The sequence below is a fragment of the Entomomonas sp. E2T0 genome, assembly GCF_025985425.1.
GTDB lineage: Bacteria > Pseudomonadota > Gammaproteobacteria > Pseudomonadales > Pseudomonadaceae > Entomomonas.
The window spans coordinates 1,975,864-2,002,381 of record NZ_CP094972.1 but is presented as its reverse complement, the minus strand read 5'-3'; the positions used below and the strand labels follow the sequence as shown (position 1 = coordinate 2,002,381).

Below are 26,518 nucleotides of genomic sequence, written 5' to 3'. Positions count from 1 at the left end.
AGTCATATTTAACCTAGTATTGATTTAAGTACAGTAAATTAAATTGCAAGGTTAGAAAAGTGACGGTATCATTACATAACTAATTCAAGTTATCAGGTACATAATTTACCTTAGGATAGAATAAGTTACTAAGGATGAAGCGAGGTATTTATGTTTGATGCGGCTAATACTACACATTTTAGCTTAGAAGTACAGGGACTGGACAGTCATTCAAAACTACAAGTTCTTTCATTTGAAGGATTAGAGGCAATCAGTAGTGACTATGCGTTCGAAGTCACATTAATTTGTAACCATATCCGTTTTGATATTACTCAACTTTTAAGCAAACCTGCTTTTTTGTCGTTTTCGCCAGATAAAAGATCAGGTATACACGGAGTTATACAAAACGTTAAACGGGGGGCTGTTAGTAAAGAATATACGACTTTTAAAATTATTTTAACGTCAACATTAACGCATTTAAAAAAGCGAACTAATCAACGTGTTTTTCGTAATAAAACAGTACCAGAAATTATTCAGACGGTTCTATTAGATCATGGTCTAAGTCAGGGGTATCATTTTGAGTTTAAACTTAAAGAAACCTACCCTATTCTTGAGTACTGCACCCAGTACGACCAAAGCGATTACGCCTTTATTAACCACCTTGCTGAGTCTGAAGGTATCTTCTACTACTTCACCCATACACCTGAAAAACACACATTAGTCTTTGCAGATGCCAATCCTTTCTTCACCTCTTTAGAAGAAGCTATAAAATATGTAAGTGATACTGGATTTGTAGCAGATGAACGGGTTATTAAACGCTTTGATATTGGTCTATCTAGCCATACCACTGAAGCTAGCTTTAGAAACTATAACTTTACTAATATGAAAATTCCTGAGGGCTATGCGCAAGGAATACAAAGTCAAAAAGCAAACAATGCCATAGAACCAAAATTAGAAAGTTATGACTATCCAAGTCGTCATTGGGATCAAGCCAGAGCAGATCATCTAGCTCAAGTAGAAATAGAACGGCTACGTGCTACCCATGTATTAGCAGAGGCCGATAGCGATGTGGTTGGTTTACATGCAGGGCTTTATATTACAGTCACTAACCACCCCTTATTAGATGCAGAAAAGCCTTGGCTAATTAATCAAATTAGACATGCAGGTAAACAACCTGCTGTATTAGAAGCATTTGGTGGGGAACACTCTGCCAATAGCACTTCTTCTGCTAGCCAGCTTTATAAATACTTTACCTACCCCATAACCGAAGAACTGCAATTTCCTTCAGAAAATTTCTCACAAGGTTATCGCAATGTGATGGTACTTACTCCACAAGAAGTACCCTACCGCCCTGCTAAACTACACCCAAAACCTAAAGTGTTAGGCGCACAAACAGCCATTGTTACAGGCGCGGCAGGTGAAGAAATTTACTGTGATGAATATGGCCGAGTAAAAATTCAATTTCATTGGGATAGAGAAGGCAACTATGATGAAAACTCTAGCCATTGGGTAAGGGTTAGAAGCAACTGGGCACATGATGGCTATGGTGCAGTAACTATTCCTAGAGTGGGCATGGAAGTGCTTATTGAATATGAAGAAGGCGACCCCGATTTTCCTATGGTAGTGGGTGCATTACATAATGGTGTTAATAAACTCCCCTATGATCTACCTGCTAATAAAACCAGAAGTGTTTTTAAAACTTCAAGCTCCAAAGGGGGTGTTGGTTCTAACGAATTTAGGATTGAAGATAAAGCAGGCCAAGAACAAATCTTTGTGCAAGCACAAAAAGATTTTGATCAGCTTACCAAAAATAACCACACCACCGAAGTAAGAAATAATAGCCACTTACAAGTTCAGAATGAACACAGTGAAACCATTGTAAATAACCGATATACCAAAAACTCTGCTGAGGAACACCACCTAACAGCATTAGATCGTAAAACACAAATAATGATGAATGACTATAAAGAAGTCGCTCTATCAGAACATACCACTGTAGGTACTGTATTAACCACAGAAGCAGGCATGGAAATCCATCTAAAAGCAGGTATGCAATGTGTGATAGATGGTGGTTTATCCCTTACCTTAAAAGCAGGTGGACAACATATCGTGCTTAATCCAGCAGGGATATGGATGACCATGCCCGTATGGACAGGCGGTGTACCGATGGAAGGTACGCCTGCCGTACCTGTACCACCACTACATAAATACAAAGGCGTGGCAAGTGTTGCCTCGCCCCCTGTTACCTTAAAACCAACCGAGAGTTTTACCTATAACCTAAAATACCAACTGGCTGATGATGTAACAGGTAAGCCTTATATTAATAGTAAATATATAGCCATTCTACCTGACAATAAAACCGTTAGAGGTGTTACCGATACAGAGGGTTATACAGAAACCTTCCATACTAATGAGCCTGAAAAAATTATTGTCCATCTTTGGGAAGATGAGGAAACTATTCAACCAATGATGGGTTCTGGCGTAGCAACTACAGCCAATAGAAATACCGATCATAGTTTGCGTTATCTATTAACCGATGATAACAACAAACCTTATGTCTACACTAAATATGTGATGACCCTACCCAATAACCAGACCATCACCGATATTACAGACGGCCAAGGCTATACTCAACCAGTCTATAGCTACGCGCCTGAAGACGTCGGTGTTCATCTATTTAATGTTAATCAAACATTGGATATAGGGTAGGTAATCAAACCATGACTATATATAATATATCTGCAACAATAAAAACCAATACAGCCCCAGAAAATCTTTACTATGCTATGGAACTGTATAAAACGGATTGGTCAGGTAATGAAACCTTTGCCCTAAGGCCTACAGGCAAATATCCATTACAGGCTGGGAATAAAACCCAATTGCATCCCTCACTAGATATCAATGATCCACCAGAAACTTGCTATATTCTGTCTATTGATCTCTATCGTAAGGTGGGTGTTGACTATATCAAGATGAACCAAGACCCAATGACTGCCATCGTGCCTTTAAAGGGTTTTCAAACAACGGATAAAGACTGGGGTGCCTCCAGAGAGTTTGAGTATTTTGAAACGACTCAACCAACCCAAAAAGAGCGAAATGGTCAGGTTAATGTTTTTCAATTAAATATATCCTCTAAACCTAGAATATTTGAAGCTAAGGAACATGGTATAGGTGATCCACTTGACCCTTTTACTAAGCAAAAGGTTGAGGATGAGTTAAAAGTTAGAATGACTAGGCCTGTGCCCTCCATTCAATTTGATCCATCATTAAGTGCAAGTGAAAATCAAACAGGACAACAACTTCAAAAAGAAAGAAGGCGTGTTTTATTTTATCCATATCAAGATCAATCAATGTTTTGTGGACCTGCTGCTTTTTTCTATTGTATACAACAAGACCGACCAGATATTTATCAACAAATTATTAAAGAATTATGGGAATCTGGGGAAACAAAAATAGGCGCTTTAAAAATGGAAGCAGATAACAGTGTAAGGCATCCTACAAAATTCTTTAGAGAAAATGGCAAACCTAAAATACCTGCTATTGATTGGATAACAATGGCCAGTTTAAGGGATACTGAAAATACCGCTCTTTTTTCTATTAACTCTCCTAGTGGTGGCTTTCTTTGGTGGAACTGGGCAGGCGCTGTGACCATGTGGAGAGTATTAGAAAAATGGTTTAGAAAAGCAGGTGCCACTAAAAAATACGATAATATCAGTATTTCCCATAGTAATTTACAAGCTATTAGTATACTAAATAATTATATCTCTTCAGACCATCATGTAGTAAGTTTAATTAGAGCTGGTATGCTCACTAGAGGTGAAAACTCTATTACCAAAGATCATTGGATTATTTGGGAGGATAAAGTGAGATTATTGGATGGTACAGAAGTAACAACCGCTACACCATTAACAGAGAAAGTACAGTTAAAATTATTTTCATGGGGTGAAGTAAATCAGCAACTAGAAGATAATCTTACCTTAGATCAATTTCTAAAACATACTTTTGGAGGGTTGGTATTTTCTAAAATACCATAATAACCAATGAAAAAATTAGGCCTTATACTTATAGTAATTTTTTTACTAATAGGGTGTACTCCAAAAGTTATTATTACGCCTGATAAGTTACCCGATGCTGTTGTAGGAGAACTATACTATACAGAAATTGAAATCACTGGTGGAACAGGTCGTGTAACATCTGTAAATAGCGTTATAACTCCAAATGTACTTTTCTTAGAGCCTAATCCTAAAGCTGGTTGGGGGAATTATAATAAGAGTATTATCATTGGAAAACCAGAAACTACAGAACTCATTATGGTAAAGATAACAGGAGATATGGCTCCATCTTTTTTTAATAGTGATCCAAAATTCGAAAAAACTTATGTAATTAAAGTTAAAGAGAGTAAATAATTTTTTAGGATAAGAGTAATTAAAAAGGAGTTTTTAAATATGTTTATAAGGATATCTGTATTTGTACTATATTTTTTACTAATAGGTTGTACTCCGTCAAAAGTAATAATTACTCCTGACACATTACCTGAAGCAATTGTTGGAAAACCTTATTATGCTGAAATTGAAATTAATGGTGGTTCTGGTCCTGTGACAGCAAGTGGGTTTAAAAGTACTTCAACTTCAAATAGATTATGGGTAGAACGAAACCCTAACAAAGAAAGCGGGTTTTATAACAGTCTTATTGTACATGGTAAGCCATTAACAACAGAAACTGTTACCATAAAGATACGTGGAGGCATGATACCTACAGGTTGGAGAGCACCTTCTGACTTTGAAAAAACTTACGTGATTAAAGTAAAAGAGAAAGAATAGCTTTTCAACGTAAGAGTAATTTAAAGGAAGTTATAAAATATATTTATGGAGAAATGGTACAAAAATACCTTAATTTTATGAAAAAACTTATTAATGTATTCATGATAAATACTATTCTTCTAATCAGTGGATGTACTGTTACTGAAAACCTCCTTGTGACTCCTGAAAGTTTGCCAGATGCTACAATAGGAAAACCATATTATGCAAAAATTATTATTCATACAAATGGTGGAAATATTCGTTCATTCAATGTACCAATAATGCCTTCTAATTCTGGCTTAACCACAAATATCTGTGATCCTAATGACTCATCATCTAATGCATTGAGTTGTATTGTTGTTCAGGGAACTCCTAACCAATTAACAGAGATTAAGGTTAATGTATCTGGCAATATAACTCCTTCACATGGAGTGTTATATAAAGTACGTAATATTTTTGATAAAACTTACATAATAAAAGTAAAACAATAATGAAAACTAAAGTTATTAATAATATATCCATTTTTTTAAGGGTAAAAAGGGAATAAAACGATTTAGCATCATATTTAAGTAGTTTTTGTTGTTTATATAAGACTTAAAGGAATTAATACTATGGCGAAATACACTGTATATACTCGAGTAGAGTCTAATGTTTCTTATAATGAACTTTTTTATACCATGCAGGTTTACAGGGATATTAATGGTACGCGGTTTTATGCGGTACCCATGACAAATAAACGCCCTGTACAGGCAAACTATATGACACAACGGCATGAAACTGTAGATATTCCCTCTAGAGGATATAATATTAAAAGCATTAACTATATTATGGAGGTTATGCTATATCGCAAAATCGGTGATGAGTTTATTGAGGTATTAGATAAACCTGCAACAAGCATTGTTTCTTTATTAGATTTTGCTACTGATGGCAATGCTGATAGAACATCGAGAACCAATGTTTGTTACTTTGAAACCACTCAACCCACCCAAAAAACGACTGATGGACAGGTTAATACTTATCAATTAAAAATTTCTTGTAAAGAAAGGGTATTTATTGCGCCTGAACACCCTATTGACGACCCTGATGATCCATTTACCAAAACAAGAGTTGAGGCAGATTTAAAAGCAAGATTACGCCCTTACCCGACAGGTAGTAGAAAATCTTTATCCTTTGAAGAAAAGTTAACGCAAAATTTATCTTACCCCGATCAAGGAAGCTCTAATCTATGCGCACCAGCAGCATTTTTTTATTGCTTATTAAATGATCGACCAGACTTATACCAACAAATAGTACGAGAACTTTGGGAAGATGGTAGAACAAAAATAGGCTCTAAAACTATCATACCTAGTACTGCCTGTACTCGTCCCATCAACTTTTTTGAATATGATCCGTCTTTACGCAAAGACGTTGTAAAAGTACCTGCTATTGACTGGATAACACTTGCCAGCCTGTGTGATGCAGAAAATCTTGTTTTTCCTTATGACTCTCCCTCTAATAAGCTTTCGGGTATTATTTTTGAGGGTAGAATAACCTCTTGGTTTGAAAGCCTTGGCGCAAAATGTTTAAAAACTTATGCCGTAGATGCTATTTTTGGACGCCATTTAAGACAAAGAGAAGTCTGTGAGATTAATAATTACGTTAGTTCTGATACCCATACTTTAACCATGATAGGTAACTCTATACTTTACTCCCCTCCTCATCAAAATGAAATGCGGTGGGTTGTATGGGAGGATAAGCTAAGGGTTGATGATGGTAGTAATGCTGAGGTTAACCATGAAACACCTTATATGGCTAAGGTATCATTAAAACTATTTGCACAAGGTAAGCTAATGACTACTAGAAAGGGATTAACCTTAAAAGACTTTTTAGAGCATTTAGCAGGAGGCATTATTGTTACGCAGATACCTTAACAAATAGGTTTTTAATGTTAATTAAATTTATTATTTTTTGTACTGCATCACATTACTTTAAGCTAATTTACTTAGCTAGATTTATAATTGGTTTATAATATTCCTTTAATTAACTGCTGCCTGTTAGGTACAAAATAATGAAAAAAGTAATAGCCATTGCTAGTTTAGTATTTAGTGTGCAGTTTGCTACAGCTACTGAGACTAATTCAAAACCATCGCTGGAGCAACATCAGGCAGCTATGGGCTTTTTATTAGCACAAGAAATTGTAGAAGCTGGACGTTATTTTAATAAGCTCTATGCAGAATGTCCTCATAGTCTTAAAGATATTGGGTTGCAGAATATTAATCAATTAACTGCTAATTTATTAGCAGCAGCAACTATTGATGAAAACTGTTACGTCACTGTTAGTTACACCAATCAAGCCCCTGTTGCAGAAACCTTACAAGGTAAAACGCTAACGATTAAACCGAATACTAAAGAACTACAAGTATTAGTAGGTGAATGTAGTTTTGATGGCCCCGCTGAACTTGCTCCCCCTAAAGATTGTAAAAGCCAAGTATTTCCTTATCTAACACAAGATGATACACAAGTTATCGATGGTTTTGTAATGGCCTATAGAACGCATAACCCTGCACTGTTAAAAGCAGATGCTTTAAATGAGCTTTCTTCACTTATGTTGTTACCTAAAATGATGGTAGCTCAGTTTTATAGCGAACAAAAGCGTTGCCCTACTAATAATCAAGAGCTTGGCCTATCTGCTCCTGAAGAGTTGTCAGTCCGTTTTCTAAAAGGTATTGAAGTGTCAGGTTGTGATATAACAGCTACCTATAAAAATGAAGCACCACTACCTAACCACTTTAAAAATAAAACGGTTACTTACTCTCTGTATGTAGAACCTAATAATCAACCATCACCTAATAGTGATTCTGATTGGACCTGTCAGTCTGATTTAACACAAGCTGATTTACCAAAAGATTGCCAACCTGAATAATAACAGGTTGGTAGTACTAATAAATACTGACTTTTTTCAGCAAATTAAACATAGCCACTGAACCTACCACTGCAAATAACATGGGAATCAAGCTATCATGATTAGTTCGCGTTACTTCTAGCATAAGCACCATTGCCGTGATCGGCATTTTCATAGAAGCCGCTAGAAAGGCGGTAGCCCCTATAATAGCAAACGCACTCATCGGCACAACGGGAAAGACTAAGTTCCAAACACTGCCTAGCAAGATAGCTAATAATGCACCATGCATTAAACCTGGTGTGAGTAAGCCACCTTTAGCCCCTACCCTTAATGAAGTGATGGTAATACAAAAACGAACGATTAATAAAATAGCCACTAACTTGATACTTAATGCACCATCAAAGCCTAATTGTAGAGGTCCTTTACCATTGCCTAATAGCTCAGGTAATGGGATAGCCAGCAACCCTATTATTAAAAAGTTAATAAGTGCTAGGGGAATTAACCGCCCATCTTTCGGCGCTTTATTTTGTGCGGCACTGGTGGCTTGTACAAAGTAATAAGCCGCACAACCAATAATCGGCCCAACCAAAACAGCCCAGATCACTAACGAGTAGCTAAGCGTTATATCGCCCACATGATATTGGTGGGCATTACCTAAGCCTGACCAAGCAATCACAGCCGCTAAGGTAGAGGTAAAAAGAGCAGGAACAACACAAGTCCAACGAAAAGTAACCAGTAAGACTTCTAGGGTAAATAATGCGCCAGCTAAGGGAATATTATAAACAGCGGCTAGACCAGCCCCTGCACCACAGGCAAGCATAACCTGTGCATCAGGAACCGTTAAACCTAGCTTTTGCGCTAACCAACCAGTTAAAGATGCACTGGCCTCACGAGGGGCTAATTCACGCCCTAATGGTGAACCTAAGCCTACTGAGACGATCTGTAATAGATCATTCGCCCATGTTGTTAAAATGGGCATTTTAGGCGGATTAGCTTTCACCGCTTGGCTAATACTGACTAGTTTTTTACCATAACGGTATAACGCCCACCAACCTATACCCACCACTAGTCCGCAAATTACTAAAGCAATTACTCTGCGCAAAGGATCTGATGATCTAACAACCTCTAAAAAACTTTCATTAGAAAAAAATTGTTGTAGGTTATAACCAAAAGCTAAACGTTGTACAATATGCAACAGTATAGATAACAATAATCCTACTAACCCAGCAATCACGCCAGTTAATAGCATAGCAATAAAGTAGCTAATGTAATAACGACTACGACGTGGCGATGGCATATTTAATAAAATCCTTACTAGAAATTATGTAACATACGAATTAGTGTATAAGCTTCGTGTATTTTTGCAGTGAGTTCGGTTGCGGCACAAACCTCATCAATACTGCCCCCTGCTCCCATCACTTTATCAGGGTGATGTAGGCTTAACTGGCGTTTATACATTTTCCTAATAAGCTCTGGTGGGCTATCTATGCCTACCTCTAATAACGCTAACGCTTGTTGGTGCTCTTGAGTAAGGTATACAGGACGATAAGGGATACCCAATTTTTCAATATCAATACGTGCCCAGCCTAACCAATAACCCCATAGGTGGACTAGTTGATATTCGCGTACACTTAAATGGCGATCGGCCCACACCATCCGCCAGCAACTTTGTAATAACATCTCTTGGGCTAATTGATCGCCTTGAAAGTAGCGTAATGAGGCTTCAAAATCATCTGTGGCTAGTTCTTGCCCTGCTAGATAACACTGCATTGCCTGTTGTACTTTATCTTCTGATAGATGCAGTAATTCCGTTTCTGTAATCACTTGTTGCAGGTGTTGTTCAGTCACATTACCTTGACTGCGCGCAATATGGCCTAATAGCCGAAAGGTTAATTCTATATCAACAAAAATAGCTTGCCCCGCTAGACGGTACTTTGCAGCTAGCAGGTGAGCAAAACGAGTAAACTTATCTTTTAGAGATGGCAAAACAGTTCTCAACCTTACAACAAGGTTACTATTTTGCCATAATATCAGTGTCTGTACAGCTATTATCGGCTTTAGTCGCAGATGAGTGCATTAAATAACCTTTCTTCAAAGGTTTAACATAGAAATAAAGTGTCTCTTCTATGTCGTCTTCTTTAGTACCATTAAAAGTTACTTCGACTTGGTATAGATCATCGTCTTCACACTGTTTAACAGTGCCATAAAAGCCATTACGCTCTTTTAAACTACGTTGTAAATCTACTAATTCATCTGCATTGGCTTTAACAGAAAACCTTTTAGCCACTGCTTGACTAAGTAATAACCAATCATCCACAAAATCTCTGGCATTAGTTGCTGTAGGTTGTTCCCTAACCACTTTATCACCATTAATTTGATAACGATAAATGCCTTTACGGGTTAATAGATCACTGTCAATCATTGCTACATCAGCTTGTAACTCAAAGCCATTGGCTAGCTTTTTTAAATTAATTAAGCTATGGCCTTTATAAGTAATTAACTGACGGTGCCATAAAGTAGCTTGTTGAGTCTCAGCATCTGCAAATTTTACGACATCAAATACCAAAGGTTCCCATGTAGCCGTACACCAAGGTGAACCATGCAGAACAACTATTTTCGGTGCTTCATTAGCTTTAATAGGCAATACTAAGTAATCATAATAATCACTATAGGCGCCTGTAATCATTCGATATGGATTGCTTTTCCACAGTAAATCACGTTGCCATCCTTTATCCCTAAAACGATAGCCAAGTAATACATTATCATTACCACAAGGAATACCAAAGCTGACTTGTACGACCAGTAATCCTGCTGTAGCAGGTGGTTGTTCAACCACGATTTGTAAATCGTAGCCGTAAATAGCCTCAACTTCATCTAATTCAGACAGTTGCAATGCTTTTAATAAATCCGTTTGAATAGCAGCTACATTAACAGCTAAACCTTTTTCACAAGCTAACCGCGCATCCACTAGATTAACTAATGCTGTTTTCAGCTCTTCAATATGTTTAATAGCCTTTCTAGGCACATAGCCATATTGTGCATCAGGATCTTCTATTTGTAATAATTCTACTAAAGGCTCTTTTACGGCTGTAATTTGCTTATCTGTTAAGATGGCACAGTTTGCATTCGCATAGGAAGCAAATAAAATAATCGCTAAAGAACCCAATAATGACAATAATTTAGTGACCATAACACACTCTAATTAAAAGGCTTGTGGCCAATAGACAAATTCCAAAACAACAAATCATTCATTTACTTTAGAAGTTTATATGTAACAGAACATTTTTTCAAAATAAAACTAAAAAAAATCAAAAATTGTTCAGAATCCTATAGAATAATTGATCGTTTTTATTAATTAACCATTCCTACTTTTAATGTTGGGTACACTATGGCTTTTCTAAAAAAATTAATGGGTAAGACAAAAAACAAACCAAAACGCCTTAACCCTGAAATATACGACCTTGCCGCACAAGGTAGTCGCGAAGCATTGCTTATCTATATAAACTACTGCCGAGAAGCCAATATTAAACTAGATTATGAGCTTTTCCAACAGGGACTCTATAACTCAGCAGAACAAGGTAATGCAGAATCACTTTATGATATTGGTAATTTCTACTTAAATGGTACACTTGGTTTCCCCCAAAGCAATGAACAAGCTATGGAGTATTTTTTAAGGGCGGCTAAATTAAACCATACTAATGCCATGAACCAAATTGCTTTTAGCTACCTAAAAGGACGTGGTGTTGAAGCTGATGACCAAAAAATGTTGGAATGGTATGAACGCTCAGCAGGGTTAGGTAATGCGGATGCCATAACCAATATTGGCAATATCTATGCACATGGGCAAGGTGTCGAAAAAGATTTCAATAAAGCCAAAGAGTATTTTTTAAAGGCTGCCGAACAAGGCAATGCCAATGCCATGAATAACCTCGCCTACCTATACCAAAATGGTTTTGGTGTAGAAAAAGATGAGGCTACAGCCATGGAATGGCTAAAAAAAGCCCAACAAATTAAAGCTAAACAGCCCGTTAGTATTGGAATTATGGATAGTTAAAAAGTATCTTAATCAGCAACTAATTATTATAAAGACACCCATTATTTATTAATGGGTATCTTATTTTACCCACCAACCAAACTAGCGAGTGTTGTATAAGGCGCTCGGCACTTTGCGTTATCACTTGTTAGGTGTTTAAAGTTAACTCCTTCAACCATTCCTCTATTTGAAACAGGTAACTCTGCTATCACATTATTATTTGTAACATCAATCAATTGATAATTGCCTTGTGGTTGATATTTATTTGCTTTTTTAGCTTCCTTAAAATCTAGTTTATAAATAGAAGTTGGAGAATCTATATTAGTTACTTTTATACACTTATTTTTTTGTTCATATTTAGCATAAAATTCTAACTGTTCATTCATATCTCTTGTTAAACTTTCTGGTAGAACACATGCTTTACTATCAGGTTTATCCAGCTCTACTCTTACATACTCTCCTACTTTTTGATTAACTGTCCACTTAGGCGCTTGTGGATAATTGCCCAACATAATATATGCTTGGTTATCTGTGCCATATACTTTAAACTCAATAAACACCAGCTTTCTATCAAACAATAATTCCGTTATTACTTGCTCACGTAATACACTATTCTCTTCTATAATTACACTACTAATTTGGTAAGGATCTTTAGGAAACTGCTCAAGTGCTTTTTCACAAAGTTTTTGGGTATTTTCACCTCGCTCTACAGTTGTTTGCCAATGGTTTCTGTCATCACCACCATAAAAGGTATTTATTGAAAGCTGTTTTATTGCTTCAATAGCAATCCAACCAAACAAAATAGTAATGCCTATTAATATTATTTGTCTATTTGGCTTGCGCTTAGATTTCATTATTCTAATAATGCTAATTAAACAAATAATAAACACTATCAGTTTTAGCAATCCACCATCAATAATAAGTACGACAAATAACAGTATTAATATAATGCCCATTAAAGTCATTATTAATTCCTTAATTAGTTCCTAATTCCATTAACATTAAGCCTTATTTACTGATAAGTAAATGATATTTTTTATCGTTATTTATTGAGCAACTTTAATTTTAAAAAATCTAACTAAACCGCTTAATACTATAAGGTGTAGGATCAGTAAATGGTTTTTCACCTGTTATTAAATCGGCTAATAACCGACCAGAGATAGGCCCTAGTGTTAAACCGTGATGGGCATGGCCAAAGTTAGTCCATAACCCTGCCATATTGGGCACAGCACCAATCACAGGGCGCATATCAGGCATACAAGGGCGACGACCTAACCAAGGGGTTGTTTCAACTGCCTCACCCAGTGGATAGATAACTCGTGCAATAGCTTCTGCACGTTTTAATTGAATATCATTAGCAGGCTTATTAGGGTCGGCAAATTCAGCGCCTGTAGTCAGGCGAATACCATTGGTCATTGGCGCTAAAATAAAGCCAGCCAAATGATCACAAATAGAATGTTGTAATACGTGTTCAGGTTCTACCTGATAATGCTTATGGTAGCCACGTTTAACACCTAATGGTGCATAAACCCCAAACTGCTTTAATAAGCTAGCGGAATCCGCACCTAATGCAATTACAACATTATCAGCTGTAATAGTTTGTTCATTTGCTTGTACTGACCAGCCATTAGCTGTTTGCTTTAAGGTATTAGCATCACCTTTCAGCAAAGTACCGCCCAATTTAACAAATAGTTGTGCATAGCCTTTAGTCAATAAACTGGGATCAGTCACTGTTTTTGGATCTAACCAGTGAATACCGCCTTTAACGCTGGCTTTTAATGTTGGTTCACGCTCACGTAATTGTTGTTTGCCTAGTACATCATAATTCAGTTGATAAAAATCCAGTTCAATAAGGTCTTGTAGCGCATGGTTAAAAACTTCTTCATTCCTAAAAACCTCTATCCAACCTTTAGGACTAATCAAATGTTGTAACCCAGCTTGAGCTACCCACTTATCATGCTCTATGACACAGCGTTGAATTAATGGCCACATATCAGCTGCTGCTTGGGCTAATCGTTTAGGAGCAGAATGCCACCAATATTTTGCTAACCAAGGAGCTATTTTAGGTAAATAGGAAAAATCGTAACGAACATCACTTTGATTGTTAAAAGCGTAACGAATTAATTTACTTAATTCACGGGGAAAAGCATAAGGTATAACACTGCTTCGTTCAATTAGACCCGCATTGCCAAAGCTAGTACCTTCACCAGGCTCTAACTTATCAATTAAACAAACGCTTCTACCTCGTGCTTGTAACTGTAAAGCACTGCTAACACCAATAATACCTGCGCCTAGAACAATACAATCATAGTTCATTACTATTCCTATAAGAGAGTATTTAATTAAGACTAAATGCTAAGTTACTATTATAACCTTATATATAACCATTAATAAGTTAATCTTTTAGCATAATAATATGATTAATTAATCATATTATTATTTCTATTTGCCACAAGGTGAAATATAATTCACCCCGAAAAACAGCTCCCCCTAGACTTAAATTATTGATACTAAATAAGTATCTTAAGGCAATATGTAATACTATGTTAAACCGCATTATCTCCCTCTTTAAATCCAATAAATCTCAACCTAAAAATACTAACTCCACTAATAACGCTACTAATATTCATGGTGGCAAATATAGCCCTACCCTTATCTCAGGTTTGATTCATGATCATAAGGAATTATTAAATATAGCAGGTACAATTCAGGCGTTATATGATGCTAAAAAATGGAGTGATTTATCTAAACAGTTAAGTATTTTTCGTGAAAAAATATATGCTCATTTAATCACTGAAAATATTAATCTTTATATTTATCTACAGCGCTCTCTAAAGGACAATCCTGAAAGTCTTGCAATGATGCAAGATTTACGCAAAGAAATGACGGGCATTAGTAAAGCAGTTACTGCTTTTTTAACTAAATATACTGATTTAGAAAATAATACTGACCATCAGCAACAATTTGGTACTGAGTTTAAAGGCGTGTGTGAAGTATTATTGAAACGCATCGAGTGTGAAGAAAAAACCTTATACCCTATGTATGCGCCTATCCCAGCTTAAGTTAGCTTCTGGAAAAAAGTTAAAGTCAATTATTCATACCTTAAGTAATAATTGACTTTATTAAAGGAACAGCTGACCAATCAATACTATCTAATAAATTTTTGATAATCAGACCGAGTTCCGTATCCCCTTCAATTTGCAATTTTCTATTGAAAAATAAGGTATCAGGGTCTTCTTTTCTTAACATCATTTTAGTAAAGTCAATCGTATTTGCGGTAAAGCGTAAATCAGGTTCGCCTGTATGATTACTAACTAAAAATTTTTGCTCATTGGCTGTAAAGTTAATCACTAAACCTAAATCATCAATCACGATCTCAAATTGTTTACCTGCAAGTAATGACATATCAGCCATTAAAATATTCTTTTTCAATAGTTGATTAAGTGCTATCACTAAGCTGTATTGGGTAGGCTTACGAGGTAACAGCTTGGTTACTTTTTTAACAAAAGGTGGAAATGTAATTTCAGGTAATTGCATAACTATTCTCCTACACAGGCATAATGCCTGCTTGACCTTGCCAATAACCATCTACTAGACCATGCTCAGTAAACTCAGTCAATTGTTTTATAGCATCATCAACATTTAATAAATTATTAATCACCCCATAATGTAATTGAATAATTTCTGTCATATATTGGTGTTGTGGTGATAAACGTAACATTTTAATGCCTAAGTTAGCCATCTCTTGATGATGCCCTAATAATACTTGGCAATCAGCCGACATGGTTTGAATACCATTCATGGTAAGGAAAGATTGCCCGTCTCTGGTTTTTAAGGTTAAGGCATTAGGGTGTTGCTGACACTTAAACTCACAACTGTCTTTCTTTAAATTATAGTAACGCGCTGTAAAACAACGAGAAGAAAAAGCCAAAGGTAATTTACCCCAACCAAATATTTCACAATCAATACGTGGTTTAGTTTCTAAGATAGTGGTTAAACGTGCCGCAGACATTTCCACAGGCGGTATCCAACGCACAGCACCCAACTTTTGGAAAAAAATTAATGTTTGTTCATTGTAAATATTAAGCGTTTGCCCCGCCACAAAGGTTAATTCATTATCAAAGGCTAATTTAGCAGCCCCTATATCATTAGCTTCAATTTTAAAAACATCTTGCTCGACAAATTTACGGAGTCTTTTTAGATCTGATTCACTCTCCAATAATACTTGTGATGAAAAAACCACTTTCTTCCCTGCACAAGCCAAATCCTTAGCTAAATCAAACCAATCAGCAAAACGCATTTCTTGACGACGAGAACAAACAGCCTCCCCCAGATAAATAGTATCTACTGGTTGTTCGGCCATTTGCTGATAAAACTCTAATAACTGCTGTTTAGGCCAGAAAAATAATACAGGGCCTAAAGAAAGTGCTAACTTGGGTTGCATACTTTGCCTCACTATTTCCAAGGGCGACTATAAGCGCCTAAGGTAGCTTGTTGTCCTTCAGATACTTTTGCTAACGCTTGTTGCCAACTAGTATTGACCATAAAGTTTTGTGGTTGTTTGGCTGCCATATCAATAGCTTTTCTTAATATCTGAGTTACTTGCGCCGTGTAAGCTGGACTACGTTGTCTGCCCTCCACCTTAATGGCAGCTACACCTATCTTGATTAGCTCAGGTAGGATTTCAATAACATTTAAACTGGTAGGCTCTTCTAATGCATAATAGGTATCTTCTTGTACACAAAATCTACCTTTACATAATGTAGGATAACCTGCTGGTTCATTGGCTTGGTATTGATCGATCAGCACATTATTTAAACGTGCACTCATGGTTTGCTTATTGTCTTTTTCCCACCGTACAAACTTAGCAGGTGAACACACGCCATGGGTATTTGGCGACTCCCCTGTCACATAACTAGACAGTAAACAGCGCCCCTCTACCATTACGCATAGGCTACCAAAACCAAACACCTCTACTTCTACTTCAGTATGCTCTATTACATTAGCCACCTGTGCTACGGTGAGAACTCTTGGTAATACTACACGTTGGATATTAAATAACTCTCTGGCTAAATTAATTGCTTCATAATTTGTTGCAGAGCCTTGTACAGAAAGATGTAATCTTAAATTGGGATGGGTGTTATGGGCATAATTTAATAATCCCATATCCGCTAAAATAATAGCATCGACACCTAACTCGGCGGCTTGATCAATCGCCTGATGCCATTTAGCTACTTCGCCTGCTTGTGCATAAGTATTAATTGCCATTAATACTTTACGGCCTCGTAGATGAGCGTATGCTATTCCCTCTCGAGCAGACTTTAAATCAAAATTTAACCCTGCAAAATTGCGTGCATTAGTGGCATCCTTAAGCCCCATGTAAACAGTATCTGCTCCATTATCAATAGCAACTTTGAGGGCAGGTAAATTACCAGCTGGACAAACCAGCTCTGGCGTTGTAAGGTTCATTGATCTACCGCTTATATATTAAGTTATTGAGATACACCTCATGATTTTCAACAAGGTAAAAGACTTTTAATTACAAAAACACGATGATTATATAAAGTGGCTTTCATTGTAAACAATAACCCAAAGTATCTAGTTGATATGGATTAGTTTACCTACTAAGGATGACAAGGCATGATAAGAAGTTAAAAATAAAATTGAATAACTACTTTTAAAATAGCGCGTTGATATAAAAAATATTAACCAATTTTCTTAATAAACAAAAAGTTTAATACCACCCCTTTAATTTAACTATACTAAAAACTTTAATATTCTAAATTGACTAACAAGTAATTTTACTTTTAACTGTATTTTTATCCTAAGGAAGGAGAGCATGATGGATTTTCAATTTACTGTTGTTGAACTACCCGATATTCAAGTGGCGGGCATGACTGTAGAAACAAACATGGAAAAAGCAATGATCGACTGCCCTGCCTTATGGCATAACTTTGGGCCTCGAATTTGTAGTGAATTAGCCAACTGTGCCGAAATTTCCAAAACGGGCGAAAGCTATGGTATTTCAAAAATGATTGATGAAAATCGTTTTACTTACTGGGCAGCTGTTCAAACCACCCGAATTAATACCCTACCAGATGACTTTAAAACCATGACTATTCCAGCAGGGCTTTATGTAAAAGGTACTGTACCTAGCCTAGAAAAATTAGGTGAAGCACTCACTGCCATGTATATGCAATGGCCACAAAGCCAAACTGACTATCAAATAGATATGCAAGGTGTTTCCCTTGAACTCTATGGAATTAACTGGCAACCCAACGACCCACTAGAAATTTATGCCCAAGTTATTAAACAATCTTAATTAAAGACGATGGATAGCCACCTAAGCTATCCATCACTTACCCCTCACTAAATCCCTCAACAACTAACAATATCCTTTTTGCTTATTAGCAACGCGGGCTGATGGTAAAGGGCTTGTTTTCATTATTTTGTGATGTTAAATTAACAGTGCTCTATCTAAATCGGTAGAGTATGGGTTTGGTCACCCATAAACAAGTAATACCGCCATAGATACTAGCTAGCTATTGCTCGCTTGTGTCCGCTTTTATGGCGGACTATGAGTGGGACACCTTTCGAGGTGTGCCGATTACTTGTTTTCGGTTGACCAACCTGCTTATAGTCCGCCCCCAATAGTTATGCTGTTATTAGGGGTTAACTCTGTTATAAAAGGGATTTAGACCATGCACAGCGTAATCAAACCAATACTTTTCTATTTAGCTCTACAAAACGTCACTAATTATAAGGTATCAACTTTTGATAACCATACCTTAGGAGGATAATTAGATGGCTATTTATACTATTCAATTTCAAATACAATCTAATGCACCTGTAGAAGACTTAGGTTATCAATTAGAAGTTTATAAAACCATTAATGATATTCCTCGCTATGCCTTACATCAAACACCTATTACGCCTTTAGAGGCAGGTTATAAAACACAATTGCATCGCTCATTAGAAATTGACCCTACTAAAGATCAACATTTTATTTTGCACTTTATGTTATTTAAAAAAGTAAATGGCGAATATAAAGCACTGTATGACAAACCAAAAACCAAACTTTACTCATTAGATAACCCACCAAAACTATCAGAGAGTAAAACCGAAAATATTTGTTTTTTTATTACTCGCTCTACCCTAGCTGATTTTAATAAAACTATAGAATATAACAACAGCATAGCCAAAGTATGTACTGTTAAAATTACTAAGCGACCAAGACCTTTTGAAGATCAAGTATATAAACAGGGAACAGATAAAGACCCTTTTAGCAAAGAAACAATAGAGCAACAATTACAAAATAGATTAATTGGTTTTGATTATCCCCATCAAAAATTTACTTCTCTTTGTGGCCCAGCAGCATTTTTCTATTGTTTACTAAAAGATCAGCCTGATATTTATAAGCAAGTAGTAAAAGATTTATGGGAGTCTGGTAATGTTCAATTAGGTAATTTAACCATTAAACCTAGTAACGATTGTAGATACCCAAAGGGAATACACCGACTAGGTATATCAGGACTAGACTGGATAACATTAGCCAGTTTACGAGATACCGAAAATACTATTATGGATTATCAAGTAAGGGAAAATTTTATTTCTGAAGGGTTAGCAGGAATAACCATGGTATCAGCTGCTAAATCATGGTTTGAAAAGGTAGGGGCTAAGTGTATCTTTGATAATACTATGCTCTGGACACCTTTTGGACTTAATCATGCTAAGTTAAAACATCTGCTTGATTTAAACCTATACGCTGACAAATCAAACTATCATGTAGTTGTTTTAATAGGTGCTGGCATGTTGGATGGAACTGATGATAGAGAAACTGGAGAATACCCATCACCATCTAAGGAGCATTGGATTGTATGGGAAGGAAAAGTAACCTCATTAAAGGGTGATGAAATTACAGAAGCCACACCATTAACCGAAAAGGTTAAATTAAAAGCGTTTTCTTGGGGAAGAGTAGAGGAAAATTATTTACGTCCTGATTTAACTTTGGGAGAATTACTAGGATATATATTTGGAGGTTTCATTGTTACTAAAATACTTTAAGATCTTATTAGCAATAATCTTTTTTTTACTGATTTCAGGGTGTATGTATGGTTCCCTTTTCTACGAGGCTTTTTTTGTGTCTCATGAGGTAACGTTTAGTATTAATAAGTTACCCGAAGCTAATGTTAATCAACCATATTTACAGAAGATAGAAATATATAATGCAGGAGCTATGCCTGACGAAGACCAGATTCAATGGGAAGTAACTCCAGAAAATACAGGATTAACTATAAAAAGAACCATCTCTGAAACTAGTAGAAATGGTTTTTTTGGCGGAATAGAAATATCAGGAATACCTAAATTTCAAGGAGAAATTACTATTAATATTCATGGTTATGGTTATTCTTCTTACTCAGGTAGGAAATTTAACAAAACATTTCATATAAAAGTAAATCCATAAAATTATCAGCTTTTTACGTGAGGTCGAACTATTAAAAATAGTCTTTGACCAGAATTAACTTTAGGGGAGTTATTAGAGTATATATTTAGAGGGTTCGTTGTTACTAAAATACTTTAAATTTATATTTTTAATCATTCTGTTATTAATAACGGGTTGTATTAATAATAAATCTGGTTTAGCTATTACGCTATCCAGTTATTTTTAGTTACTGAGCAAAATCTATATAAATAGCAAATATATTATTTAACAATACTCTTTAATACTGCCATTGCTTTAGTTGCATCTTCACTACGTACAAAAATATGATCGTGGCTATAGGCGGCAACTACATTACAGCTAATATTTGCTGTTGCTAACGCTTGTGCTACTGCTGCAGTTAAGCCCACTGCATCAAGCGATGATTGAATGGTTAGGGTTATCCAAGCAGCAATATATTGGTAATTTAGGCTTAATTGATCTGCATTTTCTTTGCTTAGAATGAATGTATTGCCTTCTTGCTCTCTAAAGAAAGCAATTACAATATCCATAGGCAGTTGTATATTATCGGGTAGTTGGCAATAGACATATTCTCCCTCATTTAAATGAGGGCTCATACCTGTTAATAATTTTTTTAAATCCGTTTCACCTATGGCCTGTTGCATATAATTTACTCGTATTTATTGGTAAAGGTATATTAGCGAACAAATAGTTTATAAACCAGTTGTAGCCATTTATTTAGTTTTTTAAAACGATAAGGTGGATAGATAAGTTTTGTGGTATTAAGTTTTCCCTTGCTAAATACACTTCTGGCTTTGCTAAAGGTTAAAAAGCCTTCGTAACCATGATATTGCCCCATGCCTGACTGACCCACTCCGCCAAAAGGTAGATTGGGCTGGGCGACTTGTAGTAAGGTGTCGTTAATAGCTACTCCACCCGATTGGGTATGTTGTAATACATACTCTTGTTCTTCTTTATTAAAGCCGAAATAATACAGTGCTAAAGGTTTTGGTTGGTTGTTAATAAATTGTACTGCATCTGTTATGTCGTTATAGGTCATGATGGGTAGTAAAGGCCCAAAAATCTCTTCTTGCATGACTTGCATACTGCTATTAACGTTTAGTAGTAAGTAATGGGGTAGTAAGCGGCTAGCTAGTGTTTTATCTTGGTCTTTTTCGGGTAATAATTTTATTAGCTCTGCCCCTTTTATTTCAGCATCAGCTAACATTGCTTGTAAACGATTGTACTGTTTATGGTTGATAATGGTGGTTGCATCTGGATTATTCACTAAGCTTGGATAAAAACGCTTTATCACTTGCTGATAGGTGTTTACAAATTCATCAACACGATGGGGTGAAATCAGTATATAGTCTGGTGCTACGCAGGTTTGCCCTGCATTCAGTACTTTACCAAAAGCAATGCGTTCTGCTGCCAGTTGCATGGGAACATCATCAGCAATAATAACAGGCGATTTACCACCTAGCTCTAAGGTAACAGGGGTTAGGTTTTCAGCAGCAGCTTTCATTACTGATACCGCTGTTTTGCTAGAGCCTGTAAATAATAAATGATTAAAGGGAAGTTGACAGAATTTTTGGGAAACTTCTTCACCACCCTCCACTACTGCCACAAGGTCTTCTGTAAAAATTTCCGCCAGCATTTGTTTAATAATGGCTGATGTTATGGGGGCATATTCACTTAGTTTTATCATTACCCGATTACCTGCCGCCAATGCACCCACTAATGGCCCTATGGTTAGGTATAGGGGGTAGTTCCAAGGTACTACAATACCTATAACACCTAGCGGTTGATAGTACACTTTGGCGGTGGCAGGTTGGTAAGCAATACTGACGGGTTCATGACGAGGTATTAACCAGCTTTTAAGTGATTTTTGAGCAAATTTAATGCATTGTAGGCTTGGTAGAATTTCAGCAAGTAAGGTTTCATCTTGTGAACGATTACCAAAATCTTCTGTAATAGCTTGCGCTAGTTTTTCTTGGTAGGCTATTAGTTGTTCGCGTAAAGCGGTTAGTCTATCTCGCCGTTGTTCAAGGGATGGCATAGAGTTTGCCATAAAAGCTTGCCGTTGTAGTTCTAGCAGGGTTTCGGATAGGTCTTTTTGGATATGGTCTACTACTAGCGTATTAGGCATAAATGATGACTCCACTCGTCACTGAGTCATTAATATAGTTAATAATATCCGTTTATTATATAGCGAATTAACAGGGTTAGTTATACAACAAAGATATAATACAGGTAGGATCAGTGCTGGCTAGTTTAGCCTAGCCAGCAGATATAATTACAGGGTTAACTTACGATTAGAGGCTTTAATAAATTCTTTCTTTAGGTCTTCGTAAGTGTGTACTGCTGGGTATTGTGGAAACTCTCTAATTACGTTATCTGGTGCATGGAAGAGAATACCTGCATGGGCTTCTTCTAGCATCGCCGTGTCATTGTAGGAGTCACCTGTTGCAATACAACGGTAGTAAAGGCTCTTAAAAGCAATGACTGATTGACGTTTAGGGTCTCTTTGGCGAATTTGATAGTCCACTACTCGGTCTTGATCATCAATCACTAGGTTATGACATAACAAGGTGGGTGAGCCTAGTTGACGAACCAATGGACGGGCAAATTGGTAGAAGGTATCTGATAAGATCACTACTTGAAAGCGCTCACGTAACCAATCAACAAATTCAATTGCACCTTCTAATGGTTTTAAGGTAGCAATCACTTCTTGAATATCTTTTAGTTTTAAACCATTTTCATCTAAGATGCGTAACCGCTGCTTCATTAGTACATCATAGTCAGGGACATCACGGGTGGTTGCCTTTAACTCGTCGATTCCAGTTTTTTCAGCAAATGCAACCCAAATTTCAGGAATCAATACGCCTTCAAGGTCTAAGCAAGCGATTTCCACAGTTATTTCCTCAATAAAAATTAATAATAGTTACCACATTAAATCATCAGGAACAGCGAAGTCCTTGTAAGGATCATCATCATTTCCTTGTTCGGTTGACTCATTTAGCACGATAATGCGTTGAGCGTTGCGCTGTTGGATTTTAAGCGCTGTTTCACGGGGAATAATTTCATAATAGCCTTCATGACTAACAATAGCTAGGCTACCCTTTACTAATTTGTCACGAATTAAATCGTTAACCGCTATCCGTTTTACCTTTTTATGATCCACAAAGTTGTAGTAATCTTCGGTATCCAAACGAGGTAGACGATCGTTAATAATCAGTTGTTTAATTTCAGCAGCAATGGCTTTACGGCGCTTTTTCTCTTCTTGCTGTTGGTTTAGCTCTTGGTCTTTAGCTTGCTTTTCAGCCTGCACTTGTTTAAGCGCTTCTTCTTGCGACGTATCTTTAGCTAGCTGCCCTTTTTGTTGCAGTCTAGTTTCTTTTTGCTTTTGCTTAGATGCCTGTTTAACTTGTTTTTCGTTTACTAAGCCAGCTTTTAACAACTGGTCACGTAGTGACATACTCATAATTCTAGCACTTAGAAAGGGGTTAATATTAAATAAAAGCTTATTTTACTGTATTCATTTTATTTAACAAAGCATTTACTTAAATTGCTTATAACAATTTGTTTTATTTATATTTTTAATAATTGAAGTTTGTTACGTTTTAGTTAACAAACTTCAATATAGTTACTTTACTAATAGATTATTCAAAAAGATCATCACCTGATTTAAAATTCAACCCCGGATGATTATCAAAACGCACCACACCTACGGGTATAGCATTATTGACTGCTCGTTTTACTGCTGCTACCCCTTCAATACCAAAACCACCACACAGTTCAATAGCATTAAAACCATCAGCTACCAATGCTTTTGCTAATTGACAGGCTGCGGCATAGCTTTTTACTGCAAAAGTAGTTACATTCACGCTACCTGTAGCCACTTTTGCTTGATGAGCTGTCGGTTCTCCTTCAGGAGAAATAAAGATAAACGCTGCATTTAAAGTCATTTTTTCACTCCAATTCATTAAATAGCGTGGTTAGTCTAAAAAATAATTAGAGGGATTTATTGTAAAAATGCGTCCTAAAATTTTTTTCTTGTAGATAGTTTAAAGGTGTTGTTTGGGTGAACTGTTTAAATTGTTTTATAAAATGTGCTTGATCATAGTAACCATGGGCTAGAGCTGTATCTAAATAATAACTTTCTTTGGTTAAAAGTAGCTGCCGCAATGTTTTTTCAAAACGTGTGACACACTGAAAGTATTTTGCAGTAACTCCATAATTTTCTTTAAATTTCTTTTGAAAATAACGTGTACTTAGGCTTAACTGCTCAGATATGGAGTTAATAGCTAATGGTTCTAAAGAATAATAGAGCTGATTGATGGCCTTATCCAACCATAATTGTTGTTTATGGTGGATTTGTAGTTGTTTTAGTAAAAAATCATTTAGTAAGGCTATACGTTGGGCTATGGTGGTAGTTTCTTGCATATGTGCAACAAGCTGATTTCCAGCCTCACCCCAGATAGCTGATACACTAATTGGTTGATCTACTAAGTCGGCTAATGAATGTTTGCAAAAATGTCTTAATGCACCATGCCTAAAACGCACAGCCATAAAACTTGCCCTAGACTCTGTTACTAATTTTAGCGAATGAAAGCGTGGTTGTAACAATACACCACGGGGCATCATAGTATGCGTATGATTAGACTGAATTTCTATTGTTGAGCTAGCATACTGAAAGATAAGCTCTGCGCCTGTCCCTGGTAGCATAGTAGGTAGCTCTTGCTCACCTTCCCATACCCAGTAACGATTAATATAGGGCTGTAGATGAGCAGAAGCTTTAAAGCTCGCTATCTTCATTAATAATAACTAGTTAGCTACTTCATCCCTTAAAAAAATAAGCTTATTTGCTGTTGAATGTTCTTCTGAAAAATAATAACCTTCGCTATCGAACTGTTTTAGCTGTTCAACTTCTGTTAGTTGGTTTTTTATCACATAACGTGCCATCATCCCCCTAGCCTTTTTAGCATAGAAGCTAATGATTTTATATTGGCCATTTTTTAGGTCTTTAAAATCAACATCAATGATTTTTGCATCTAGTTGTTTGGTTTTTACTGATTTAAAGTACTCGTTCGATGCTAAATTAAGTAAAATACCATCACCCTGCTCTGTAATCGCTTTATTTAACCATTCAGTGATTTGCTCACCCCAGAACTCATACAAGTCTTTGCCTTTACTATTGGCTAGTTTAGTACCCATTTCTAAGCGATAGGGCTGCATTAAATCTAATGGACGTAATACACCATAAAGCCCTGATAGAATACGTAGATGTTGTTGAGCAAATTTATAATCTTTCGCAGAAAAGTCCTCTACCGCAAGCCCTGTATAAACATCACCTTTAAAAGCCAAAATAGCTTGCCGTGCATTTTCTGTAGTAAACTTAGTTGACCACTCTGCAAACCTTGCTACATTCAGTGCCGCTAGCTTATCGGAAATACTCATTAAGCTTGCCACATCTTGCACAGATAGCTTTTTCAGTTGTTTAATTAATTGTTCTGATTGCTTGATATGCTCTGGCTCTGTGTGTTCTTTTAACTTTACTGGACTGGTATAGTCTAAGGTTTTCGCTGGGGAAATCACCATTAACATAAGCAAATAGCTCCAATACTTTAAATAAATTAGTTATATCTTACCAATAAACTAGGTTATTCAGCAAAAGAAAGCCCAATGAAATTTGTTTATCTTGTTAATAGATTTATAAAATATTATTAAGGTTAGTTTTACACTAGTTTGCTCTATTTGGTCTATCTTTCATATAGGCCAGTAGCTCATCCACTCTATCAGAACATAATAAAGGCGCTATTTGTATAATCTCCTCACGAGGTAGTTCCCACCAAGGATGTGCTAATAACGCTTGGCAAATATCTTCAGGAAAACGGTAACGAATTACTTTGGCAGGATTCCCTCCCACAATTGCATAGGGCGGTACATCTTTAGTTACTACTGCTCTTGCTGCTATAACAGCGCCATGTCCTATGGTTACGCCTGATAAAATTAAACAATCTGTGGCTAACCATACATCATTACCAATAATCACATCACCTTTGGTTTCTTTATATTTAGTCACATTAGGTAATCGCTCGTAAAAAGGGAAAGTGGTCATGGCTTTAACATTATGATTACCACCTAACAATATCTTTACACCGCCAGCAATTGAGCAAAACGAACCTATTTTTAAATGGGTATCCTTATTACCATGATCAACTTGAGGTATACCATAGCTGCCATAACCATAGTCATATTCAGGATAACGGTTTTTAAACTTTAACCTGCCTTTCTCTAAGGGATGTACTCGCTTAAGTTGCTTCTTAAATTGCATACGTTGATATTTGCTCTGCAATAAGCGGATAATATTCATTACAAGCATT

The 26,518-nt window shown here is 36.3% G+C and carries 28 protein-coding genes; 12 read left to right on the top strand and 16 right to left on the bottom strand.

All coding sequences use genetic code 11. The features are described 5' to 3' along the window. The first annotated feature begins 150 nt into the window (after positions 1-150). The 7 genes from tssI (at position 151) to MTZ49_RS09585 (ending at position 7,680) form a co-directional block, all read left to right on the top strand. Complete coding sequence (tssI, locus tag MTZ49_RS09615; RefSeq protein ID WP_264745337.1) at positions 151-2,688, top strand: type VI secretion system Vgr family protein; 2,538 nt, start codon at positions 151-153, stop codon at positions 2,686-2,688. Positions 2,689-2,699: 11 nt separating this feature from the next. Next, the gene (locus MTZ49_RS09610) at positions 2,700-4,013 is read left to right on the top strand and encodes a hypothetical protein (RefSeq protein ID WP_264745336.1); all 1,314 of its coding nucleotides are present in this window, start codon (positions 2,700-2,702) and stop codon (positions 4,011-4,013) included. A gap of 6 nt (positions 4,014-4,019) precedes the next feature. Continuing rightward, on the top strand, positions 4,020-4,385 hold the full coding sequence (locus tag MTZ49_RS09605; RefSeq protein ID WP_264745335.1) for a hypothetical protein: 366 nt from the start codon (positions 4,020-4,022) through the stop codon (positions 4,383-4,385). Between the two features lie 39 nt (positions 4,386-4,424). Beyond that, the gene (locus tag MTZ49_RS09600) at positions 4,425-4,799 is read left to right on the top strand and encodes a hypothetical protein (RefSeq protein ID WP_264745334.1); all 375 of its coding nucleotides are present in this window, start codon (positions 4,425-4,427) and stop codon (positions 4,797-4,799) included. Positions 4,800-4,852: 53 nt separating this feature from the next. Beyond that, on the top strand, positions 4,853-5,269 hold the full coding sequence (locus MTZ49_RS09595) for a hypothetical protein (RefSeq protein ID WP_264745333.1): 417 nt from the start codon (positions 4,853-4,855) through the stop codon (positions 5,267-5,269). A 120-nt stretch (positions 5,270-5,389) separates the two neighbouring features. Next, the gene (locus tag MTZ49_RS09590) at positions 5,390-6,688 is read left to right on the top strand and encodes a hypothetical protein (RefSeq protein WP_264745332.1); all 1,299 of its coding nucleotides are present in this window, start codon (positions 5,390-5,392) and stop codon (positions 6,686-6,688) included. A gap of 137 nt (positions 6,689-6,825) precedes the next feature. Further along, complete coding sequence (locus tag MTZ49_RS09585; protein WP_264745331.1) at positions 6,826-7,680, top strand: pilin; 855 nt, start codon at positions 6,826-6,828, stop codon at positions 7,678-7,680. Positions 7,681-7,696: 16 nt separating this feature from the next. Here MTZ49_RS09585 and MTZ49_RS09580 read toward each other — a convergent pair whose 3' ends face one another. The 3 genes from MTZ49_RS09580 to MTZ49_RS09570 are packed head-to-tail and all read right to left on the bottom strand — an operon-like array spanning position 7,697 to position 10,849. After that, positions 7,697-8,956: a chloride channel protein gene (locus MTZ49_RS09580; protein WP_264745330.1), complete on the bottom strand. Its 1,260-nt coding sequence runs from the start codon at positions 8,954-8,956 to the stop codon at positions 7,697-7,699. A 17-nt stretch (positions 8,957-8,973) separates the two neighbouring features. Next, positions 8,974-9,645: a TerB family tellurite resistance protein gene (locus MTZ49_RS09575; protein ID WP_264745329.1), complete on the bottom strand. Its 672-nt coding sequence runs from the start codon at positions 9,643-9,645 to the stop codon at positions 8,974-8,976. A gap of 28 nt (positions 9,646-9,673) precedes the next feature. Then, positions 9,674-10,849: a hypothetical protein gene (locus tag MTZ49_RS09570; RefSeq protein WP_264745328.1), complete on the bottom strand. Its 1,176-nt coding sequence runs from the start codon at positions 10,847-10,849 to the stop codon at positions 9,674-9,676. 198 nt (positions 10,850-11,047) lie between these two features. Here MTZ49_RS09570 and MTZ49_RS09565 point away from each other — a divergent pair, with 198 nt between their 5' ends. Next, entirely contained in the window at positions 11,048-11,713 is a 666-nt protein-coding gene (locus tag MTZ49_RS09565; protein WP_264745327.1) for a tetratricopeptide repeat protein, read from the top strand. A 65-nt stretch (positions 11,714-11,778) separates the two neighbouring features. Here MTZ49_RS09565 and MTZ49_RS09560 read toward each other — a convergent pair whose 3' ends face one another. Beyond that, entirely contained in the window at positions 11,779-12,657 is an 879-nt protein-coding gene (locus MTZ49_RS09560) for a hypothetical protein (RefSeq protein WP_264745326.1), read from the bottom strand. Between the two features lie 109 nt (positions 12,658-12,766). Next, the gene (locus tag MTZ49_RS09555; protein ID WP_264745325.1) at positions 12,767-14,008 is read right to left on the bottom strand and encodes an NAD(P)/FAD-dependent oxidoreductase; all 1,242 of its coding nucleotides are present in this window, start codon (positions 14,006-14,008) and stop codon (positions 12,767-12,769) included. A gap of 227 nt (positions 14,009-14,235) precedes the next feature. Here MTZ49_RS09555 and MTZ49_RS09550 point away from each other — a divergent pair, with 227 nt between their 5' ends. Continuing rightward, entirely contained in the window at positions 14,236-14,754 is a 519-nt protein-coding gene (locus MTZ49_RS09550) for a hemerythrin domain-containing protein (RefSeq protein WP_264745324.1), read from the top strand. A gap of 40 nt (positions 14,755-14,794) precedes the next feature. On the opposite strand, the gene ubiT is transcribed toward MTZ49_RS09550, so the two are convergent. Genes ubiT through ubiU form a run of 3 tightly spaced genes read right to left on the bottom strand, consistent with a single transcriptional unit; the run spans position 14,795 to position 17,161 of the window. After that, the gene (gene ubiT, locus MTZ49_RS09545) at positions 14,795-15,229 is read right to left on the bottom strand and encodes a ubiquinone anaerobic biosynthesis accessory factor UbiT (RefSeq protein ID WP_264745323.1); all 435 of its coding nucleotides are present in this window, start codon (positions 15,227-15,229) and stop codon (positions 14,795-14,797) included. 10 nt (positions 15,230-15,239) lie between these two features. Continuing rightward, the gene (locus tag MTZ49_RS09540; RefSeq protein WP_264745322.1) at positions 15,240-16,136 is read right to left on the bottom strand and encodes a U32 family peptidase; all 897 of its coding nucleotides are present in this window, start codon (positions 16,134-16,136) and stop codon (positions 15,240-15,242) included. 11 nt (positions 16,137-16,147) lie between these two features. Then, on the bottom strand, positions 16,148-17,161 hold the full coding sequence (ubiU, locus tag MTZ49_RS09535) for a ubiquinone anaerobic biosynthesis protein UbiU (protein WP_264745321.1): 1,014 nt from the start codon (positions 17,159-17,161) through the stop codon (positions 16,148-16,150). Positions 17,162-17,531: 370 nt separating this feature from the next. Here ubiU and MTZ49_RS09530 point away from each other — a divergent pair, with 370 nt between their 5' ends. The 3 genes from MTZ49_RS09530 (at position 17,532) to MTZ49_RS09520 (ending at position 20,156) form a co-directional block, all read left to right on the top strand. Continuing rightward, positions 17,532-18,014 carry a GyrI-like domain-containing protein gene (locus MTZ49_RS09530; RefSeq protein WP_264745320.1) on the top strand — a complete coding sequence of 161 codons (483 nt, stop codon included), beginning with the start codon at positions 17,532-17,534 and terminating at the stop codon, positions 18,012-18,014. 482 nt (positions 18,015-18,496) lie between these two features. Then, a complete protein-coding gene (locus tag MTZ49_RS09525; protein WP_264745319.1) occupies positions 18,497-19,756 on the top strand; it encodes a hypothetical protein in 1,260 nt (419 codons plus the stop codon). Between the two features lie 76 nt (positions 19,757-19,832). Continuing rightward, a complete protein-coding gene (locus MTZ49_RS09520; RefSeq protein WP_264745318.1) occupies positions 19,833-20,156 on the top strand; it encodes a hypothetical protein in 324 nt (107 codons plus the stop codon). 239 nt (positions 20,157-20,395) lie between these two features. Here MTZ49_RS09520 and MTZ49_RS09515 read toward each other — a convergent pair whose 3' ends face one another. The 8 genes from MTZ49_RS09515 to MTZ49_RS15765 form a co-directional block, all read right to left on the bottom strand. After that, a complete protein-coding gene (locus tag MTZ49_RS09515) occupies positions 20,396-20,797 on the bottom strand; it encodes an ACT domain-containing protein (RefSeq protein WP_264745317.1) in 402 nt (133 codons plus the stop codon). Between the two features lie 32 nt (positions 20,798-20,829). Further along, complete coding sequence (locus tag MTZ49_RS09510) at positions 20,830-22,281, bottom strand: coniferyl aldehyde dehydrogenase (protein WP_264745316.1); 1,452 nt, start codon at positions 22,279-22,281, stop codon at positions 20,830-20,832. A gap of 147 nt (positions 22,282-22,428) precedes the next feature. After that, on the bottom strand, positions 22,429-23,046 hold the full coding sequence (gene thrH, locus MTZ49_RS09505; RefSeq protein ID WP_264745315.1) for a bifunctional phosphoserine phosphatase/homoserine phosphotransferase ThrH: 618 nt from the start codon (positions 23,044-23,046) through the stop codon (positions 22,429-22,431). A gap of 30 nt (positions 23,047-23,076) precedes the next feature. After that, a complete protein-coding gene (locus MTZ49_RS09500; RefSeq protein WP_264745314.1) occupies positions 23,077-23,616 on the bottom strand; it encodes a DUF2058 domain-containing protein in 540 nt (179 codons plus the stop codon). 178 nt (positions 23,617-23,794) lie between these two features. Beyond that, positions 23,795-24,100, bottom strand: a complete 306-nt coding sequence (locus tag MTZ49_RS09495; protein ID WP_264745313.1) for a DUF6506 family protein — start codon at positions 24,098-24,100, stop codon at positions 23,795-23,797. Between the two features lie 46 nt (positions 24,101-24,146). Next, complete coding sequence (locus tag MTZ49_RS09490; RefSeq protein ID WP_264745312.1) at positions 24,147-24,950, bottom strand: helix-turn-helix domain-containing protein; 804 nt, start codon at positions 24,948-24,950, stop codon at positions 24,147-24,149. 9 nt (positions 24,951-24,959) lie between these two features. Then, positions 24,960-25,739, bottom strand: coding sequence for a peroxide stress protein YaaA (gene yaaA, locus MTZ49_RS09485; RefSeq protein ID WP_264745311.1), 780 nt, complete (start codon positions 25,737-25,739; stop codon positions 24,960-24,962). Positions 25,740-25,875: 136 nt separating this feature from the next. Continuing rightward, positions 25,876-26,508, bottom strand: coding sequence for a CatB-related O-acetyltransferase (locus tag MTZ49_RS15765; RefSeq protein WP_319804730.1), 633 nt, complete (start codon positions 26,506-26,508; stop codon positions 25,876-25,878). Between the last annotated feature and the right edge of the window lie 10 nt (positions 26,509-26,518).